Origin of the sequence: Algoriphagus sp. oki45, assembly GCF_036245605.1 — a bacterium.
Taxonomy (GTDB): domain Bacteria; phylum Bacteroidota; class Bacteroidia; order Cytophagales; family Cyclobacteriaceae; genus Algoriphagus.
On the sequence record NZ_BTPC01000001.1, the window covers coordinates 402,948 to 420,015 of the forward strand.

General features: G+C 42.9%; 16 protein-coding genes. 7 read left to right on the forward strand and 9 right to left on the reverse strand.

Translation table 11 applies throughout. The features are described 5' to 3' along the window. The first annotated feature begins 12 nt into the window (after window positions 1–12). Entirely contained in the window at window positions 13–918 is a 906-nt protein-coding gene (locus tag AAA942_RS01745) for a ceramidase domain-containing protein (RefSeq protein ID WP_338218503.1), read from the forward strand. A gap of 46 nt (window positions 919–964) precedes the next feature. Here the strand turns inward: AAA942_RS01745 and AAA942_RS01750 are convergent, their stop codons facing one another. Both AAA942_RS01750 and AAA942_RS01755 read right to left on the reverse strand, forming a co-directional pair. Continuing rightward, a complete protein-coding gene (locus AAA942_RS01750; RefSeq protein ID WP_338218504.1) occupies window positions 965–1,933 on the reverse strand; it encodes a metal-dependent hydrolase family protein in 969 nt (322 codons plus the stop codon). 3 nt (window positions 1,934–1,936) lie between these two features. Further along, entirely contained in the window at window positions 1,937–2,320 is a 384-nt protein-coding gene (locus tag AAA942_RS01755; protein ID WP_338218505.1) for a hypothetical protein, read from the reverse strand. A gap of 246 nt (window positions 2,321–2,566) precedes the next feature. Between AAA942_RS01755 and AAA942_RS01760 the strand changes: the two genes are divergently transcribed. Continuing rightward, a complete protein-coding gene (locus tag AAA942_RS01760) occupies window positions 2,567–3,016 on the forward strand; it encodes a GNAT family N-acetyltransferase (RefSeq protein ID WP_338218506.1) in 450 nt (149 codons plus the stop codon). A gap of 123 nt (window positions 3,017–3,139) precedes the next feature. Here the strand turns inward: AAA942_RS01760 and AAA942_RS01765 are convergent, their stop codons facing one another. Then, window positions 3,140–3,778: a response regulator transcription factor gene (locus AAA942_RS01765; RefSeq protein WP_338218507.1), complete on the reverse strand. Its 639-nt coding sequence runs from the start codon at window positions 3,776–3,778 to the stop codon at window positions 3,140–3,142. Then, entirely contained in the window at window positions 3,771–5,627 is a 1,857-nt protein-coding gene (locus AAA942_RS01770; protein WP_338218508.1) for a sensor histidine kinase, read from the reverse strand. The genes AAA942_RS01765 and AAA942_RS01770 overlap by 8 nt, the downstream gene beginning before the upstream one ends. A gap of 180 nt (window positions 5,628–5,807) precedes the next feature. On the opposite strand from AAA942_RS01770, the gene AAA942_RS01775 reads away from it, so the two are divergent. Beyond that, window positions 5,808–6,920 (forward strand): hypothetical protein, encoded by a 1,113-nt coding sequence (locus AAA942_RS01775; RefSeq protein WP_338218509.1) that lies wholly within the window; start codon window positions 5,808–5,810, stop codon window positions 6,918–6,920. Between the two features lie 62 nt (window positions 6,921–6,982). Here AAA942_RS01775 and AAA942_RS01780 read toward each other — a convergent pair whose 3' ends face one another. Then, complete coding sequence (locus AAA942_RS01780; RefSeq protein WP_338218510.1) at window positions 6,983–8,287, reverse strand: APC family permease; 1,305 nt, start codon at window positions 8,285–8,287, stop codon at window positions 6,983–6,985. A 58-nt stretch (window positions 8,288–8,345) separates the two neighbouring features. Here AAA942_RS01780 and AAA942_RS01785 point away from each other — a divergent pair, with 58 nt between their 5' ends. Further along, window positions 8,346–9,434 carry an aromatic ring-hydroxylating oxygenase subunit alpha gene (locus AAA942_RS01785; protein ID WP_338218511.1) on the forward strand — a complete coding sequence of 363 codons (1,089 nt, stop codon included), beginning with the start codon at window positions 8,346–8,348 and terminating at the stop codon, window positions 9,432–9,434. 493 nt (window positions 9,435–9,927) lie between these two features. Here AAA942_RS01785 and AAA942_RS01790 read toward each other — a convergent pair whose 3' ends face one another. The 3 genes from AAA942_RS01790 to AAA942_RS01800 all read right to left on the reverse strand — a co-directional run bounded on the left by AAA942_RS01790 (window position 9,928) and on the right by AAA942_RS01800 (window position 12,961). After that, complete coding sequence (locus AAA942_RS01790) at window positions 9,928–11,739, reverse strand: adenylate/guanylate cyclase domain-containing protein (RefSeq protein WP_338218512.1); 1,812 nt, start codon at window positions 11,737–11,739, stop codon at window positions 9,928–9,930. 259 nt (window positions 11,740–11,998) lie between these two features. Beyond that, window positions 11,999–12,493, reverse strand: coding sequence for a hypothetical protein (locus AAA942_RS01795; RefSeq protein WP_338218513.1), 495 nt, complete (start codon window positions 12,491–12,493; stop codon window positions 11,999–12,001). Window positions 12,494–12,721: 228 nt separating this feature from the next. Then, window positions 12,722–12,961: a hypothetical protein gene (locus AAA942_RS01800; RefSeq protein WP_338218514.1), complete on the reverse strand. Its 240-nt coding sequence runs from the start codon at window positions 12,959–12,961 to the stop codon at window positions 12,722–12,724. A 94-nt stretch (window positions 12,962–13,055) separates the two neighbouring features. Here AAA942_RS01800 and AAA942_RS01805 point away from each other — a divergent pair, with 94 nt between their 5' ends. The 3 genes from AAA942_RS01805 to AAA942_RS01815 are packed head-to-tail and all read left to right on the forward strand — an operon-like array spanning window position 13,056 to window position 16,034. Then, window positions 13,056–13,262 carry a helix-turn-helix domain-containing protein gene (locus tag AAA942_RS01805; protein ID WP_338218515.1) on the forward strand — a complete coding sequence of 69 codons (207 nt, stop codon included), beginning with the start codon at window positions 13,056–13,058 and terminating at the stop codon, window positions 13,260–13,262. A gap of 10 nt (window positions 13,263–13,272) precedes the next feature. Beyond that, a complete protein-coding gene (locus AAA942_RS01810) occupies window positions 13,273–14,658 on the forward strand; it encodes an McrB family protein (RefSeq protein ID WP_338218516.1) in 1,386 nt (461 codons plus the stop codon). Continuing rightward, window positions 14,655–16,034 (forward strand): hypothetical protein, encoded by a 1,380-nt coding sequence (locus AAA942_RS01815; protein WP_338218517.1) that lies wholly within the window; start codon window positions 14,655–14,657, stop codon window positions 16,032–16,034. Before AAA942_RS01810 ends, AAA942_RS01815 begins: the two co-directional genes overlap by 4 nt. Here the strand turns inward: AAA942_RS01815 and AAA942_RS01820 are convergent. Then, the gene (locus AAA942_RS01820; RefSeq protein WP_338218518.1) at window positions 15,993–16,475 is read right to left on the reverse strand and encodes an ORF6N domain-containing protein; all 483 of its coding nucleotides are present in this window, start codon (window positions 16,473–16,475) and stop codon (window positions 15,993–15,995) included. The two genes, AAA942_RS01815 and AAA942_RS01820, sit on opposite strands and share 42 nt — an antisense overlap. Window positions 16,476–17,068: the final 593 nt, after the last annotated feature.

The following is a 17,068-nucleotide window of genomic DNA, read 5'->3' on the forward strand; positions in this document are numbered from 1 at the left end:
AAGTTCCGATCCATGGCATCCAAATCCCGCTCCAAGCAAATAAATTTTCCGCTAAGCAAACGGCTGAAGTTGAATGGAATTCCCGCCTGGGTGCATAGTTTTGCCTTGGGTGGAACCGGACTAGTCCTTTTGATCGCTCTGGTGATTTTTTGGTGGTTGAAAGATGTCCCGGTCTGGTCTGATTGGAAACCCGCAGCGGAATTTCTCTATCCCGAATACGGGGAGCGAATCTATCCGGACAGTGTTTTCCGAACTCGGATGAATACTTGGTCTAATATCTTTTATGTCTGTTTTGGCTGCTATGCGATGACTTTGGCGGTTTACGATTGGAAAAAGAAACTTCCCTTAAATCGGGGCTATCTCACCTTTGCTCCTTTACAAACTTTCCTTTTGGGCATTTCAGGCTTGTATTTGGGTTTGGGCAGTGGATTTTTTCATGCTTCTCTGACACACTACGGACAGCAGTGTGATGTCGGAGCGATGTATGCTACCTTGATTGTATTGGTTTCCTTTGCTCTTGGCAGCTGGCTTCCCAAAATGCGGGTTCCGAAAACCCAAGGCTTGTTCCCAACCTGGCCGGTTTTGTCAGTTTTGGTCGTTCTGGGATCGATTTATTTTACCTACTACAAATGGGAGTATTCCTTCACAGAAATCTCAGGTTACTTAAGTGGCATCCTATTCCTCTTTGCGGGAGTGAGTGCCATTACGCCGGGAAAATACCTTCAATTCCGCTGGTTTTTGGCAGGATTGCTTTGCCTTGTTTTGGGATCCAAAATCCGTGATTTGGACATTTCCGACCAGTTTACTGGTCCGGATTCCCTGCTTCAGGGCCACGCAATCTGGCATGTGCTGACCTGCGGAATGTACGTTTGCCTTTTTCTCTATTTCCGGTCCGAGGAAAGGGAGGCAAAAGGATAAGCCTAGTCAATCCCATTTCCGAAACTTGCAAAAACTGAAATTACATCTAGTCCAGTTTGTTTTTCACTACTTTTCCATCCTTCATAATCACCAGAAATTTTTCCTCCGGTTGGGCTAAAAGGGAAAGGTCTTGTAGAGGATTCCCATCCACCAAAATCAAATCAGCCAAAGCTCCTTCCTTAATCACGCCCAATTCTCCGGGATAAGGACTTCTGTTTCCCGAAAGGGCCAATAGGCGGGCATTGTCGTAAGTGATCATTTTTAGGATTTCAGCAGGAGAAAACCACTCCTGAAGCTTCAAAATGTAAGCGTTCTGTTCTTTGTTCAGCTCAGGTTCAAACAAAAAGTCAGTCCCCCAAGCAAGTTTTACACCGAGTTCCTTGGCTTTGGCCCAAACTCTCTTCTGGCCTTCGAGTACGGGTTTTCGCTTTTCTCTTCTTGCCGGGTCCATATTCGGACTGTCTTCCATCAGATTTTGAAGGCTCAGCCAAATGCCTTTTTCCGGCATGAGTTTTAGCGTCTCTTCGGATACCATCTGCCCATGTTCCACACATTTGACTCCTGCTTGAATGGCTTTTTGTACTGCGCGGTCCGTGTAGGCGTGTACGGTCACGTAGGTGCCCCAATCTTCCGCGGCTTCTACAGCGGCTTGCATTTCCTCCAGTGTGTATTGCGTCACATCTATGGGGTCATAGGCAGAGGAGGTTCCGCCTCCTGCCATCAGTTTGATCTGACTGGCTCCAAAGCGAAGATTTTCCCTGACTGCGGTCAGTACTTCCGGTTTGCCATCGGCGATGAATGTAGCCCCGAACAACTCAGCCCGCGAAGGCTGTCCAAAAAACTTCCGAGATCGCTCTTGAGGCGTACGGAAATCTCCATGTCCGGCAGTTTGGCTGATAACCGCACCTGAGGGCCATACTCTGGGGCCAAGGATTTTTCCCTGATCAATGGCATTTTTCAAAGGAAAAATCGGTCCGCCCACATCCCTCACACTGGTAAAACCCCTGAGGAGCATTTCTTAAGCCCCTTTACCGGATTTATCCAAAATAATCTCTTGATTCAGGCCGGGGGACATCATTTCCACCATACTCAGAGAGCCAAAAACCAGATGAACATGCACATCAATCAGTCCGGGAATCAGAGTTTTACCCTTTCCCGCGATTTGGATGGGTGCATTCTTCATTTCACTTGTCCGGTCTTTACTGACTTGAAGGATGCGATTACCTTCTATCAGCACATGCTGAGGAGAGGAAAGCGACAGGGTGCATTGGTCGAAGACCCGGACATTTTCAAATGCGATCCGCTGGCTTTCCTGACCAAAAGAGGGAATGGAGATCGAGCTCAGGAAAAAGGCAAGATGGATTAACCTGATTTCTTGGAAAAATGAAGAACGCCTGCGCATAGGAAAAGGATTTGGAATGGAAAAAGGGACTGAATCCAGCATAAAGCTTTAAAGTAGATAAAAAGAACTGCTTTACTGAGTATAATCTGAATTAAAGCTTTTGGTTTTTCGCTTCCCCAACTATTTTCAACTTTCTGCAGAAAAAAGGAAAATATCTCCCTTCAGGTAAAAGGGGAGGAGTCAGGGAGAGTTTTGGCCTATATTCGTTTTCCTCCTCTGTAGAGACCTAAATCACCGCCACTTATCATGAACTTGCAAATCCATCTCCGAACTTTCGATCAACTCAGCACCGAAGAACTTTATCAGCTTCTCCGTCTTCGCAGCGAGGTGTTTGTGGTGGAGCAGAACTGTGTCTTTCTCGATATGGATAATAAGGATCAGCAATGCCATCATCTCAGCCTTTTTCAGGAGGGGGAATTGGTCGCTTACTGCCGGATCGTACCTCCTGGACTATCTTATGCAGAGGTGGCTATCGGCAGGGTAGTTTCTGCTCCGGCCTACCGGGGAAAGGGGCTGGGTAGAAAAGTAATGGAAGAGGCGATCTCAGCCTGCAGGCAGCTCTATGGTCAGGTGCCGATTCGCTTGGGTGCTCAGACTTATGCCTTAGAGTTTTATCAGTCTTTGGGGTTTGAAGCAGAAGGGGAGACCTACGACGAGGATGGGATCGAGCATGTTGAGATGGTGAAGAGAAAATAGTTGCTAAAAAGCCATCAAGACCAAAAACGATTCATTTTTAGCTTTTGATCGAATTCACTTCAAGTATCCTAAAGATAATAGACGTTAATTAGCTTTTATTCAACATATTAACCTTATCAAATTCTAAGACTCTTTAAATTTCAAATTCTCAATGAAGGCTACAAGCTGGGCAGAATTTTTCAGACCCAGTTTGTGAATGAGGTTTCTTCGGTGGGTATTGACGGTGAGTTCGCTGAGGAAAAGCTGCTCGGCTATCTCAGCTGAGGTAAATCCTTGAGTTATCAATTCGGCAATTTGCTTTTCTCTTTTGCTTAGGATATTCAGCCGGGATTTGGACTCTTGTACTAAAGGTGGATCAGGGCTAAGTTGTGGAAAGGTAGGAATGTCTTGAATAGCATTTTCGAGGGCTTCGACCAGAGCCTTTTTGCTGATGGATTTAGGCAGGTAAGCAATCGCCCCTTCCCGACGGCATTTTTCCATGACCTCCGGATTGTTTTCCATGGTAAGTAGGATTATCCGGCAATCTGGGTAGGTATCTCTCAGCTTTCGGATCGATTCCACCCCCTTGGAGTCGGGCAGAAAATAGTCGAGCAGGACCAGCTCAGGTTGGGATTTTTTCACCAATTCCAAACCTTCACTGAGCGTCTCGGCATGGACCAAGTTTTGAATAAAGGTTTCGTTACCGATTAGAGAATATACCCCCTGTGCAAATAGCAGATGATCGTCGATATGCACTATGCTGATTTCGGAGAAGTTAAGCATGAAGGGGTAGGGTAATCGTTATGGTGGTACCTGCAGGACTGGATTCCAGTTCCAGGCTACCTTTGAGGTAAGCTACTCGCTCTTGAATATTCTTTAGACCAATTCCTTTATTGCGAAGATCAGGATTTATCCCCACTCCATTGTCTTCTGCCACTAATTCAATTTTTCCATCAATTTCTGAAATACTCAGCAGGGCTTCGGTAGCTTGGGCATGTTTTACCATGTTTTGAAGCAGCTCATTGGAGATCCGGTAAAGCATCAATTGCAGGCTTTGGGGGACCACGGAGTCTAAATGAAAATAAAAATTAATGTCCAAGGGATATTTCTGACGAAGAAGGTTGATTTGTACTTGGAGTACATTTTCCAGCCCATTTTCTTCCAAATGGTGAGGGGTGAGGTTATGGCTGAGTGAACGGGCTTCCTGAATGCTTCGCTCAATCATTTGCCGCAATTCAGCAATGGATTTCTCCGGGCTATTGGACTGAATTGTTTCTGTTTTTAGGTAAAGACTTGCCAGCATACCTCCGATACTGTCATGGAGATCTCTTCCGAGTCGTTTTCGCTCTTCTTCTTGTACCTGAATCAATTGGTCAGCTACCTGCTTTTCTTTTTCCAATATCTCAATGGTCAGTTTTTCCTTTTCCTTTTTGAAAATGGAAGCCCGTCGGGCAAAGGCTGCTGTGATCATTCCTGTCTCACCCATCAGTCCAAAGGCACTGCCATAATCCACCAAATAGGAGGGAAGTCCTAAGGGTAAAATTTTCTGGTTTAGCTGAAGAATGATCCCGAAAAGTGCCAAAAATGCGACTCCAAGCAGGTAGTATCCAGCTAAAGGCACATTCGCTCTCCATTGCTGAAAGGAATAAATCAGGACCAATAGGCTGGAAAGCAGGGATACTACCCCAGTCACCTGTAATAGAAGAACCTTTGAGGTAATGGTTTCCATGACTGTAGGAATAAAAGCTACTCCAATAAGCAAGATGACCTGAAAGATGATCGTTGCCCAAATTATAATCGCCATCTTTTCTCCTCTTTTCTGAGGAGGGAAAAACCGAATCACCAAGAGTAAAATCATCACTTGGGTCAGCAGATTGAAAAAAGGACGGGCCTTTCCTACCCAAGTGGTTTCACCAGGCCAGAGGTATTCAAAGGTCAGACCCCAATGGGTAGCCAACCAAAACGAAATAGCCAAAACATACCCAGCATAAATGGCCCCACTCCAAGATTTGAGTTCTGCTGCAAAAAATAGGGCAAATAGGAAAATGATGCACATCCAACCCAAAATCCAGCCCATCACTAGGGTGTCATCGGACTTTTTTTGCTGGAAAGTTTCGAATTCAAAAATTTTAGGTTCGATATGGAAAGTTTCGCCCACTTTATCCAAACGCAACAAGTATTCCTGTTGGCTGTGAGGCCGCAAGGTAATCGGAATGACTAAGTCCCTATCTAAGAATGGACGCTGCTCAAATGGGAAATTATCCCCCAATTCCAAGAAAGGAGTAGAAGAACCATTGGTGAATACCCGGATTTGATTGATATGTGGGTTGTTGGGAACAAAAATCAACTCTTTTTCAAAATCAGTCTCATTGCTTAGGGTGAAGCTCATCCACCAAGGGGATCGGGTGATGCCGGGGTTGAATAGTGTTCTGTTTTTTTGAAGGGTGTCTGATCGCTCCCAAGCCCAGGTAGGGCTAAGGTTTTCATCAGGAAATACCCCAAAAGGAACTTCAACGCCTTTGTCCGAACAAGCACTCAGTAAAAGTAAAAATAGAGCGCAAGCCCAAAGTGGAATGCGAGTACACAGGACTTTGGCCGGAGTTTTAATCCAAGGATAATGAGTGATGCCCAAGAAGTACAGGTGAATGGGGTGAATTCAAAAGCAAGATAAAGATTGACCCGTATTTAAAACAAGGGTCTTGAAAAATACCAATTTTTAGGTATTGTGAGCCCGGACAAACTCATCGAATATTGGAGTTGAATATGCATAGTCCGATTAGCCGGATTGACTTAACACACCCATTTCATTTACATGAGTTTTCTTTCCTCTAATTTCAAAAGCTCTTACCGATCGATTAGGACATTCTTGCTCGGCATCTTCTTCTTGTTCACTGCGTTTTTCCTTCCCGCTTGCAAATTTTTTGAGACTACCGTAGAGGAATATCTATTGCAGTTTAATTCTTCGGCCGGTACGCTTGAGCAGGTAATTGTAGACGGATATCTCTTGATTGATGGTCAGCGAACAGATATTTCTCTTTCAAATCTATCTGAACTTTCAGTATCTGAGAAATGGATTAGACTTACCATATATGAAGGAAGGGATACCTATTATCTGACTGTGCCTTCCTTTAATAAGGACTTTGATTTAGTGGAAGAATACCTAGACAATGTCATGACATTCGTAAGTGTTTTTCATAACACGCTGGGAGGAATTGGAAGTGTGTCCAATTTCTCAGTAGAAGCCACCGATACTTATGAAGGGGCGGGCAGTTTTCAATTGGCTGGAGTAGGTGAACTTCAATCTACTTCAACTGGTCAAGTTCAGGACTTAGTTTTTGAAATGGATTTTGACTTTGATACCAGTCGCACGGGAGGATCACTGGGCACAGGAGGTGGCAGTTCTGGGGGTGGAACTGGCTCCGGAGGCTCAGGATCCGCTTCGTGTGACAATACCATCCAAATCAGCCAATTGCTCAGCTACTGGCCGCAAATTGGAAAAGGAGATGCTGTGGGTACCGGTAAGAAAGTGGCCGGCAATACCATATTTTCAAATCTGAAACCGACTGACATAGGCCTGGTAGTGGACGGAACTTCCGGTGACACCCGTTATGTAGTCCAAATTCTCCTGACTCCAGGTAATTTGGTGGCCAACAAGAGGCTTGATTTTATTCATGCCGGCAGGGGTGCCCCCCTAACAAGTTCAGGTGCAGTAGGTATTCTAATTGCCATAAAGGGGGGTGTCAATGACGGTTGGCAAACCAATTATGACTACGGGGAAAACAGGGATACCGGAAATCTTTTCATAGAATCTGTCAGCCCACAAATTCGAGGAACCTACGAGTTTGAAGCTTATGGAGATGGTTTTGATAATGTGAAAAACAAGCAATTGGTAAGGCTCAAAGGGGAATTCTGCATTGATCCCTAATCCAGTCTATTTTTTAACTCTCAATGGTCTGCGGCAACGCAGCAGGCCATTTTTTTTATCCTCTAGGCTCTGTTTTGCTTTTTGCTCCAAAAATAAACCGGTAAACCCAAGGCAATTCCACCCATTCCCCAAAGAATAGCCTCCATTCCCGATCCAACAAACAACCAAATGCTGAACAACAAACCCAGAAGAGTAAGGATCACAGATTTTGGATTGATAGAAAAACCAAATCGACGGCGGGTGCAGAAATACCCAAAGGCCAAGGCTGCAAAAAGGTAGAAAAACAAGGAGGTGACCGTGGTCAATCGGATCATAAAGGAATAGATGTTTCCAAAGCTTTCGCTGATGTTGAAAATCAAAACGAGGGAAACCAGCACACTGGAGAAAATCAATCCGTTGCCGGGAATGCCAAATCGATTTTTTTGAGCGAGTTTCTGGGGCAAAAGCCCGTCTTTGGCCATGGCATAGGAGATTTGACCCTGAATCAAAATCCAGGCATTCAAGGCTCCAAAAGTGGAAATACAGGCTCCCAAGGCAATGATGTAGCTTGTGCTTTTTCCAAAAATCAAAGTTCCTGCATCGCTGAGCGGGGCCAAGCTGCTGGCCAATTCGGCCGGAGAAAGTACCCCAAAAAGTGAGAAGGTGCTGAATAAGTACAAAAACACTACAAGGCTTACTCCAATCAGGGTTCCTTTGGGGATGTTCCGCTTGGGATTTTTGATGTTTTCAGCAGGAATGGTCGCCGCCTCGATACCCATAAAAGCAAAAAAGCAAAGCACTGAAGCGGTAGTCAAAGCCTGAAAGTCCGACTCTCCGGACAAATTCATGGGCTGAAAATGACTCCAATCCAAGAAAAACAAACCTCCCAGAGCGACGATCAGGAGAGGAAGAATTTTCAATGCGGTGGTGATCACCTGAAGATTTCCTGAGGATCGAATCGAGTAGCAATTCAGAGCGGTGAGGCTCCATACCGCTCCCAAAGCAGTCAAGCCAAATCCAAAGAGGGAGCTTTCCAATACCGGGAAAAATACACTCAGATACCCCGTGAAGGCCAAAGCAATCGCGGCATTGGTGCTGCAGTTGGACAGCCAATAGCCCCAGGCTACCAAGAATGCCGGTAAGTCTCCAAAGGCCGTTTTGGTGTAGGCATAAGTCCCTCCGCTTTCCGGAAGTGCTTTGCTGAGTCTGCCCAGAATGATGGCCAAAGTATAGGCACCTGATGCGGCCACGATCCAACCCAAAAGGCTGATGGCACCCAATTGACCCAAAACCACAGGAAGGGAAAAAATACCGGAACCGATCATTCCTCCTGATACCAGAGAAATGACGGTGATAAGTCCAAGTTGCCTCGAAGAGGAATTTTTCAAAGGAAAGAGGGGATTGGTGGGTTTTCCTTAATTTGTGATGTCAGTAAGATAAGCATATATGTCCAAAGCCTTCACCGTTCACCCGGATATTACCCAAGCAGAAACACTTCCCTCATCTTTCTATCGCTCACAAGCAGTCTTTAAGGAGTTGATCGAAAAGGTCTTTGCCAAATCCTGGCAATTCATAGGGGACAAAAGTCATGTGGAAATCCCCGGGCAGGTCAAACCTTTCTCCTTCTTGGAGTTTGGGCTGGAGGAACCCATGCTGCTGACCAATGACCAAGGGAACATCCATTGTCTATCCAATGTCTGCACCCATCGTGGCAATATCCTCTGTCATGAGCCCTGTAAAACCAAGCAAATCATCTGCGGCTACCATGCCCGAAGATTCAACCTTCAGGGAGAGTTTCAGTTTATGCCGGAATTTAAGGAAGCCAAGGACTTCCCCAGAAAGGAGGATCACCTCACCCGATTTCCACTCAAAAACCTAGGACCTTGGCTTTTTGCTTCCTTGGGAGAGGAGATTTTTGACTTTGCTCCGGTTTTGGAAGCGATGAACCGAAAGATCGGTTTTTTGCCCTTGGAGGAGTTTAGGGAGGATAAAAGCCGAAACAAAGATTACCTGGTCAATGCCCATTGGGCTTTGTACTGCGACAATTACCTGGAGGGATTCCATATTCCTTTTGTCCACGAGGGGCTCAATGCCGTCCTCGACTACCGGAAGTATAAAACGGTGCTTTTCCCCCATTGCAATCTGCAGGTAGGACATTCCTCAGGAGGGGAGCACGTATTTGATTTGCCCAAGGACCACGAAGACTTCGGACAGCAGATTTCGGCGTATTATTTCTGGATTTTCCCAAATATGATGTTCAATTTTTATCCTTGGGGCTGCTCGATCAACGTGGTGAAGCCGATTTCCCTCAATCGAACCAAGGTCAGCTTTATCAGCTACGTCTACGACGAATCCAAACTCGACACCGGGGCGGGGGCAGCTTTGGACAAGGTGGAGCGGGAAGATGAGTTTGTCGTGGAGGGAGTCTTCAAAGGAATGGCTTCCCGAGTCTACAAAACAGGCCGATTTTCACCCAAAATGGAAAAAGGAGTCCACCATTTCCAGAGTTTACTGTCGGAGTTTTTGGGTAAATAGATTTTTTTAACCACTAAGTTCACAAAGGATTAAATGAGGTCGCAAAGAAGGAAGAAAAATTGATTTTAACGTGACCAATTCCCCCCTCTAGGGGGGGGCAGGGGGGTAACCGCCAAGTTCACCAAGGATTAAATGAGGTCGCAAAGAATGATAGCTTAAATGGCCTTCGGAAAATTCAAAAAAGTAAGGAGGCAGGCTTGATTTTGGGATTGTGTAGATTAAAAATTGATTCTGGATCGTAGCTGGTATTTACTTCTTTGTTCAATCTGATTCGGAAAAGCCATTTCTTTGACTTCTTCCGTCCTCCGTCTTTCAGCACAAAATGACAGAAATATTAACCTCCTAGTCGAATAGCGTATAATCAGATTTCAAAATGTGCTTAGCCGCTTTCTTTCCAGCTGAAGAATTAAACGATTATAATCATTAGAAAATGTCCGATTTAGGCAGTCATCGGTCATCGGTCATTGGTCATCGGTCATCCATTGGGATAATCCTACTTCAAAAAATACATATCCCAGATCCCCCTGTTTTTGATCTCAATACTGCCTCGGTATTCGCAGTCAAACTCCTCCTTGATGATCTCATAGGTCTTGCCGGAAATATTGATCTTTCCTTCTTCGGAATTGCTTTCCATTCTTGAGGCAATATTGACCGTGTCTCCCCAGATGTCATATTGCCACTTTTTCACCCCAACGATACCAGCCACAATAGGACCGGTATGAATCCCGATCCGCATTTCAAACTGGACTATGCCTTCGGGTTTTGGACTTTTGGTAAACTCCATCATCTCCTGTGCAGCTTGGACCACATTGAAAGGATTTCTCTCGGATTCTGTAGGCAGCCCACCGGCACACATGTAGGAATCCCCAATGGTCTTGATCTTTTCCAGCCCGTACTTGTCGGTAATTCGATCAAACTCCTGAAAGTAGTAGTCAATGCTTTCGACCAGCTTTTCGGGAGAGATTTCTTCTGCCATACTTGAAAAGCTCTTGAAATCCGTAAAAAGCACCGTCACCGAATTGAATCGATGGGCTTTTACTTTTCCATGGACCTTCAGCTCATCGGCGATCTCCTCGGGAAGAATATTGAGCAGGAGTTGTTCTGATCGGTTCTTTTCCTCTTCTATGATTTTCTTGGTTTCCTTTTCAAACCTAAAGCGGCGGAATGAGCCCACCGCCAGCAAGGCTACCAAGATCAGCATGACCAAAACCCCATAAAGCAATAAGGTTTGCCTTTTGGCACGAAGCGAAGCAATGGTGGCGGCACTTTCGAGCAGGTCTACCTCAGCCTGCTTTTGGGATACCTCATAGTCGGTGCGGAGATTGGCCATCTCCTGCACCGCCTGAATGTTGTTCACACTGTCCCGGTACTGGATATGCTTTTTGTAGAATTCCAGGGCTTTGGAGGAATTGTTCAGTGCCTCATAGATATGGGAAAGCAAGAGATTGGCTTCGCTGATTTGGTCTTTCAAGCCATACTTGCTTGCCAGGTCCAGACTTCGCTGCGCATAGGCCAAAGCCGATTGGAGATCTCTTTTTTCCAGATAAATATTTGACAGGTAATTGAGATAGGAGGAAATGGGGTAGTACTCCTCGTATTTTTCCAAAATCACAATTGCCTGATTAATTCGTTTTTCGGAGGTTAGCTTGTCTCCGTATTCTGCAAAGATCATCCCCAGATTGCCCAGGCAATAGGCTTGACCCAATTCAAAATCGACCTTTTGAAAAATCAATTGGGCCCGCTCCACATAGAGAAGGGCAGAGTCCAGTTTACCCATTTTCAGGTACTCATCACCCGCATTGAAAATAGCGGAACCCAAAGCAGTGGAATCACTTTCCTGCTCGAGGATTTCTATGCTTTTACGGTAGTAGGAGACTGCATTTTGACGGTTTTCGCTGGCTGAGTAGGTGTCGGCAATGGTCACGTAGGATCTGCCTTGGGCTTTCATGGAGCCCGAACTCTGGGCATATTTTAGCGACTCAAAGAAATACTCCAAGGCCTTGGACAGGTTTCCCTTGTATTTATAGGCATAGCCGATCATATTGTAGGCACTGGAGATATGATACTCCTGAGCCGTTTCCTGCGCTTTTTCCAGATAGATTTCTCCGTATTTCAGCAGGCTGTCCGGATTGGCTTCATAGACCATAAAGCTGGCCAAATAGTCCAGATTTTCCCCTCCGCTGGAGTAGTACAATTCCTTGATGCTGTCTGCCTGGGACCGAATTTTATTCGATTCATCCCCGATCTGAGCCAAAGCCAGATGAGCCAGTAAAAAGCACAGGAAAAGAGAAACCAGATTTTTCAAGGTCAAATCTTTCTAGTTAGGTCCTTTAGGGCGGATGGAATTAGTACAGGGTAGCCCAAAACCTGAGCTACCCTGCAAAATAGACTGAAAATTTGATCTTTTGTTCCCATACTTCGATGAGCGGTAGACTTTTTTCAGTCCAAAAAGACTTTTTAATAATGACTGATCTTACCAAATTACTCGCACTAGGGATGGCTCAATTTATCTCCGACCCGAATCATTTGGGACGGATATCCGGTCTCGGAGAGGAAAAAGGGATTTAGGGTCTGGAAGTGATTCTGATCTTGGGATCGAGTGCAAAGGTGCGCGTCTCACCCGTGCTCATGGACTTGATGGTAAAGCGGATGGTGTATTTAATCGTGCCATCCGGTGCGTTATTCTCGATTTTTGCTTTGGCCTTTTTGCCACCGCCTTGGATGGGGTTTTTTGCAAAGGCTTTCACTTCTCCGGTCCAGGGGAAGTCCAAGAATTTGACCTGATAGTTTCTTGAATCGGAACCCACATTGAAAATTTCCCAATTGACAAACTTGGAAGGGTAGGCGGTAGATTCGAAGTCGGAGGCCCTTCCGTTTCCGCTTTTGCCCCGGTTGTTGTCCGAAAGTTTAGAGTGGTCCTCGACACTTTCTCCGTTGAAGATCGCCTCGGCGTTGATTTCAAAGTTGATCGTGATATCCTTAGCCCCTTGGCTAAAAGCTTGGGTCGATCCCAGTAGCAGGAGGGTAAGTACGGTGAGTAAAAAGCGGTTCCTTTTCATGTTGAAGATTTTTTTGTAAGAATATAGAAAAAAAATAGTTTAAGCCACCTTCAAAATTAAATTTCATATAAAAATTGGACTAAACGGGGATTTTTCTTTTCAGGAGCCTTTGAGGCTGGGACGAAGGGGATTTTCGGAAAGCCGGGATCTTATTCCCGCCTGCTGGATTTTTATTTTTTGCAAAAAATCAAGGATTATTGGATTATTTGTCGGTTTATGGCATTAAAGTCAGCAATAATCTTCTAAAAACCTGTCCAATTCCTTCTCCGAGGAAAAGGAAATTTCGGGTTCAATTCCTTCTTGAAAAAATGCGATCAAACTCAAATAAGAATCAAAAAAGCGGAAATGATTTCCTTCATAGTTGTAAATATGGACCAGTCTCGAATCCTTTTGATTGGCTAATGTTAGAGTTTCAATAGTTCGAGATGGGGAAATGTATTCGGTGGAGAGAAGGAGGATTTTGTTCATGGCTGTTTTGATATGTGGTTGAAATTACGAAACTAAACTCATTTTGTAGACTATAGCCGGTGGTACGATAGGCCACATTTTTTCAGATTGCAATATGGACGTCAAGGCTGAATACGGTAAAAAAGTAAGGACAATCAGGAAAAAAGAGGGTGTTTCACAAGAAAGTTTGGCTGATTTGGCTGGACTAGACAGGACTTATATCTCTGATATTGAGAATGGAAAAAGAAATGTTTCTATCGAAACCATTTTTAAGATTGCCGAAGCATTGAAGACGCCTGTGGTTGAGTTTTTTAAATTTTAACTAATAGAAAATGATTGATGGAGTAATTGATTTTATTGTTGATTGTGCTTTAAAATTTGGTGCAAGACCTGACCTAGAATTTAATAAGCCTTACGTTTTTAGAAAAAATGTAGGACCAGATGCACTTAAGGATAATGGTGCTTTTTTTGGATTTATTCATCCAGAAGAAGAAGCGTCAGGCCCTTTTCACGACTTTTCATTAACAATTTTCCCGAATGACCAAAATAAACCTTGGTTAGTATGTCTTGGAATTGGTTCTAGTGGTTTCAAAAATGATTATGAACTCGCAACTTATCCTGGGCTTAGAAGATTATTCTCAAAACTTACGGACGAAAGAGGCTTTTGTAAATCTGACTTTTCAGATATAGAAACAAGTTTGCCAAAATCAATCACAGGTAATCTGGATTTACAGCATATAAAAAACACGATTAAAACTTACACTAAAGTTTTACCGACTTGCCAAATAGTTGATGACCCTGAAAGCGAAGAAGGGAAACAACTTATTGCAGCCTTTGTCGCAGGTTATGCAAAACTTCGAGACTGGCCTTCCAATAAAGACCACCGAAAAGCAGTTTCAGAAGCTTTAGAGCCATTTTTAAAGTCAGAAACCATTGATGAAGCAGAAGAAGTAAAAAATCTCTTAAACGAAAGAAAGTACATAGTTCTTCAAGGACCTCCAGGAACTGGTAAAACAAGAACTGCAAAAAGTGTTGCAGACAAAATAGGAGCAAAAACCTTCTTCACTCAATTTCATGCAGAAACAAGTTACTCCGATTTTATTTACGGAATCAGACCTGACACAGAAGACGAAGAACTGAGATATAAAGAAAATTTAGGCAGTTTCTCAGAGGCCTTAAAATATGCTATTGATCATACCAATGAAAAAGTCATTTTAATAATTGACGAAATAAACAGAGCTAACCTCTCCAATGTATTGGGACCTATTTTTTATCTATTTGAACATAAAATGGATGTTTCGAATGTTGAAATTGAAATTGCTCCAAATTTCAAAGTAAAAAAACTACCTGAAAACTTTTCTGTCATCTCTACAATGAACACAGCCGACAGGAGTTTGGCAGTTGTTGACTTTGCTTTAAGAAGGCGTTTTGCCTGGTACACTATGAAGCCAAAAATTATAAAATCAAGAAATTTTTTTAATGAAGACTTTATCAAGATTCAAGAAATTTTCGATTGGTATGCCTCAAGCACTGAATTAAACTTACAACCTGGTCAAGGATACTTTATAGCAGAATCCGACGACGAAATGAAAAATCGCGTTCAATATGAAATATTCCCTTTAATAAAAGAATATTTACAAGAGGGCCTCTTGCGAAATGCTAAAGAAGAGTTCAATAACTATTTTTCAAATAGAATAAATCTATCTCTTTTCGAATGACAAAACCCTTAGATGTTTTTTGTGAAATTCCTTGCCTGACTGAACAATCGAAACAGTTAGGTGGAGTTGCCTTGCATAAAAAGTGGTTTAAGTCAGCAGACAAAAGAATTATTGGTCAATACCTTCAGAAATTCATTAATTACAATTCTGAGCAATTTAAATTTCTTGGAGTTCAGCCATATATAATTGGCTCAGACCAAAGCACAGCACTAACATTCCGTTCATCCGGGTTCATTGGCTCTATTCCTTTGAAAGCTTCTGACACGGGAAAGCAAATCGGGGATTTTGTAGTTATGCCTAGGTTTACAGGGCGTGACAGATTTGAAGACTATATTGAAATTCTAAACCTACTGGGTACTGAAATAAGTCCTGAGGTAATTGATAGTTTACCATTGGCATCAGGTAAGAATTTCAGGCCACCGCTGTATTTGGAGGCTGTTAAATTTATAGCAGCTCTTGAAAAGCTGACAATGAGACCGTGGAGAAAGTTTGACAATATTGAAAAGGTTTCAAATCAGCCTACTGGTCAAATCAATTGGACAAAATATATAAACAACAAATTTAAAGTAGAAAACAGGTTAAAATTTCCAGCAAGAACAAATGTGTTGAGGGAATTTCATTCTGAATATTCGGAAATTAGATATGTCTTTGACATTTGTAAAAGTGAAATACTTTCAGCCAATACACCGCAGAGAATTAAGAATTCTTTGCGGACCAATTTGAGCTTCCTTGAAGAACGATTATATTATCATAAACCAAAAGCAACCAATAAAATCACAATCCGATTTTCCGATAGCCCAACTGTCAAAGCCTGCAAAGAACAAGCTAATAGGATATTAAACTTTAACCTTGTTGACAGCACAGCTTGGCGGGTGGATTTTTCAGATGTATTCGAAAAATTTATTCAATATATATTTAAAGAAGCTGCAAAAGAAACTGGCGGACGACTTTATTCAAACTTTAAGTTTCATTCCAGGACTTCAAAGCACTATGCCTGGGAATTAAAACATATCGAGCCGGATGCAATTTTTCGAAAAGAGAATACTTTGGTTTTTATAGATGCTAAATATAAATCGAATTTATATAACAAATTTGACCAAAGTGAAGTACTGAAAGAAGACCACCGACACGACTTACACCAAATAATGGCTTATTCTTCATTTAGTAAGGCTGATCTTAAATATGGTTTTCTGTGTTACCCATCAGACCAAATTGAACTAAAAATCATTAAATATAAAAACATCATAAACGAAGCAATAAATACGATATTGATCTTAGGAGTACCATTAAAACTCAATACAATCAATGAGGTTAAAAAGTTATTAGTGGAAACGTTAAATAGAATTGAGTCCAATTCGTTCGAAAGAGTATTTTGACTCACTTTTTATTAACCATACAATTCCCCTCAAATCCACCATTACCCCCCCCCCAACTAATTGATTATCCTGGACCAACTTTCGCATGGCTACAAAAGCTTTGATAATTTGGATGCTTACTTTGACTGCTATTTCACTTCTGAGAACTGCTGAAAGCATCGCAATTCCCTGTTCAGTAAAGGCAAAAGGGTTGGAACTGGAATGTTTTAAACTCTGGAACCGGTCACATTTTGTGACCAGTTCATCTTTTTCCAGCTTGTTAATCTGAAATCTAAATTCTTCAGGAAATCGATCTAAGTTTCTTTTCACGGCCTGATTGAGGACTTTAGTTTCAACTCCATACAATTCGGCTAAATCCCGGTCAATCATTACCTGATTGCCACGAATTAAAAAAATTCGATTTTCAATTTCTTGGTTGGAAAACAGTAGGTCTTTGCTCATTAGTTGAAAATTAGGTTAAAGAATGACGCAGATGGGTTAAAATAATCAGATTCTGTCTTTGTCTGATTTGAGGATTATAAACAGTAAAGAATTTTATATCAATTAATTTACCTCCTGTATCGATTTTTTTGGGGTCTGAAGGCAAAAAGTGCAATTAACTTTTCTTGGATTTAGCCCCAATTTCCTTCAAATCAAGCCAACCCCTCAAATCCACCGGAACTACCCTCGATACACCCACCTCAATCATCCTAATCCTATAGCTCATTCGTGTTGGCAGTATTGCCCTTGCCCTTGCGTAAAATAAGCAGGGATTTTGATTTTTAAGTTCTTAATTGGAATAAATTCTTTCTGCGGGGAATACCGTTGGATATTTGGGGGATTGCTTTTGGATGTAGGGGTGAGAGAATCCAAATTCAATTGGGCTTAAGCCGAAATAGAAAGGGAACCATTTTTGGAATGGTCTAAAGAGTTGCCAATTTTAGGAGTGACCTAAAGGCATATTCCTATTCAAGAGGAAGGCACATAGTAAGGTGGAATCGGATTAAAATTCAAGCCTTTGAATTGCCTCCTGCCCCGAAGCATCGGGGCTGGAG

Bases quoted from the DNA above. Each gene is read 5' to 3' on its own strand.
- AAA942_RS01745 (WP_338218503.1), top strand. From the start codon at position 13: ATGGCATCCAAATCCCGCTCCAAGCAAATAAATTTTCCGCTAAGCAAA.
- AAA942_RS01815 (WP_338218517.1), top strand. From the start codon at position 14,655: ATGACAAAACCCTTAGATGTTTTTTGTGAAATTCCTTGCCTGACTGAA.
- AAA942_RS01760 (WP_338218506.1), top strand. From the start codon at position 2,567: ATGAACTTGCAAATCCATCTCCGAACTTTCGATCAACTCAGCACCGAA.
- AAA942_RS01785 (WP_338218511.1), top strand. From the start codon at position 8,346: ATGTCCAAAGCCTTCACCGTTCACCCGGATATTACCCAAGCAGAAACA.
- AAA942_RS01800 (WP_338218514.1), bottom strand. From the start codon at position 12,961: ATGAACAAAATCCTCCTTCTCTCCACCGAATACATTTCCCCATCTCGA.
- AAA942_RS01750 (WP_338218504.1), bottom strand. From the start codon at position 1,933: ATGCTCCTCAGGGGTTTTACCAGTGTGAGGGATGTGGGCGGACCGATT.
- AAA942_RS01775 (WP_338218509.1), top strand. From the start codon at position 5,808: ATGAGTTTTCTTTCCTCTAATTTCAAAAGCTCTTACCGATCGATTAGG.
- AAA942_RS01765 (WP_338218507.1), bottom strand. From the start codon at position 3,778: ATGCTTAACTTCTCCGAAATCAGCATAGTGCATATCGACGATCATCTG.
- AAA942_RS01755 (WP_338218505.1), bottom strand. From the start codon at position 2,320: ATGCGCAGGCGTTCTTCATTTTTCCAAGAAATCAGGTTAATCCATCTT.
- AAA942_RS01795 (WP_338218513.1), bottom strand. From the start codon at position 12,493: ATGAAAAGGAACCGCTTTTTACTCACCGTACTTACCCTCCTGCTACTG.
- AAA942_RS01820 (WP_338218518.1), bottom strand. From the start codon at position 16,475: ATGAGCAAAGACCTACTGTTTTCCAACCAAGAAATTGAAAATCGAATT.
- AAA942_RS01810 (WP_338218516.1), top strand. From the start codon at position 13,273: ATGATTGATGGAGTAATTGATTTTATTGTTGATTGTGCTTTAAAATTT.
- AAA942_RS01805 (WP_338218515.1), top strand. From the start codon at position 13,056: ATGGACGTCAAGGCTGAATACGGTAAAAAAGTAAGGACAATCAGGAAA.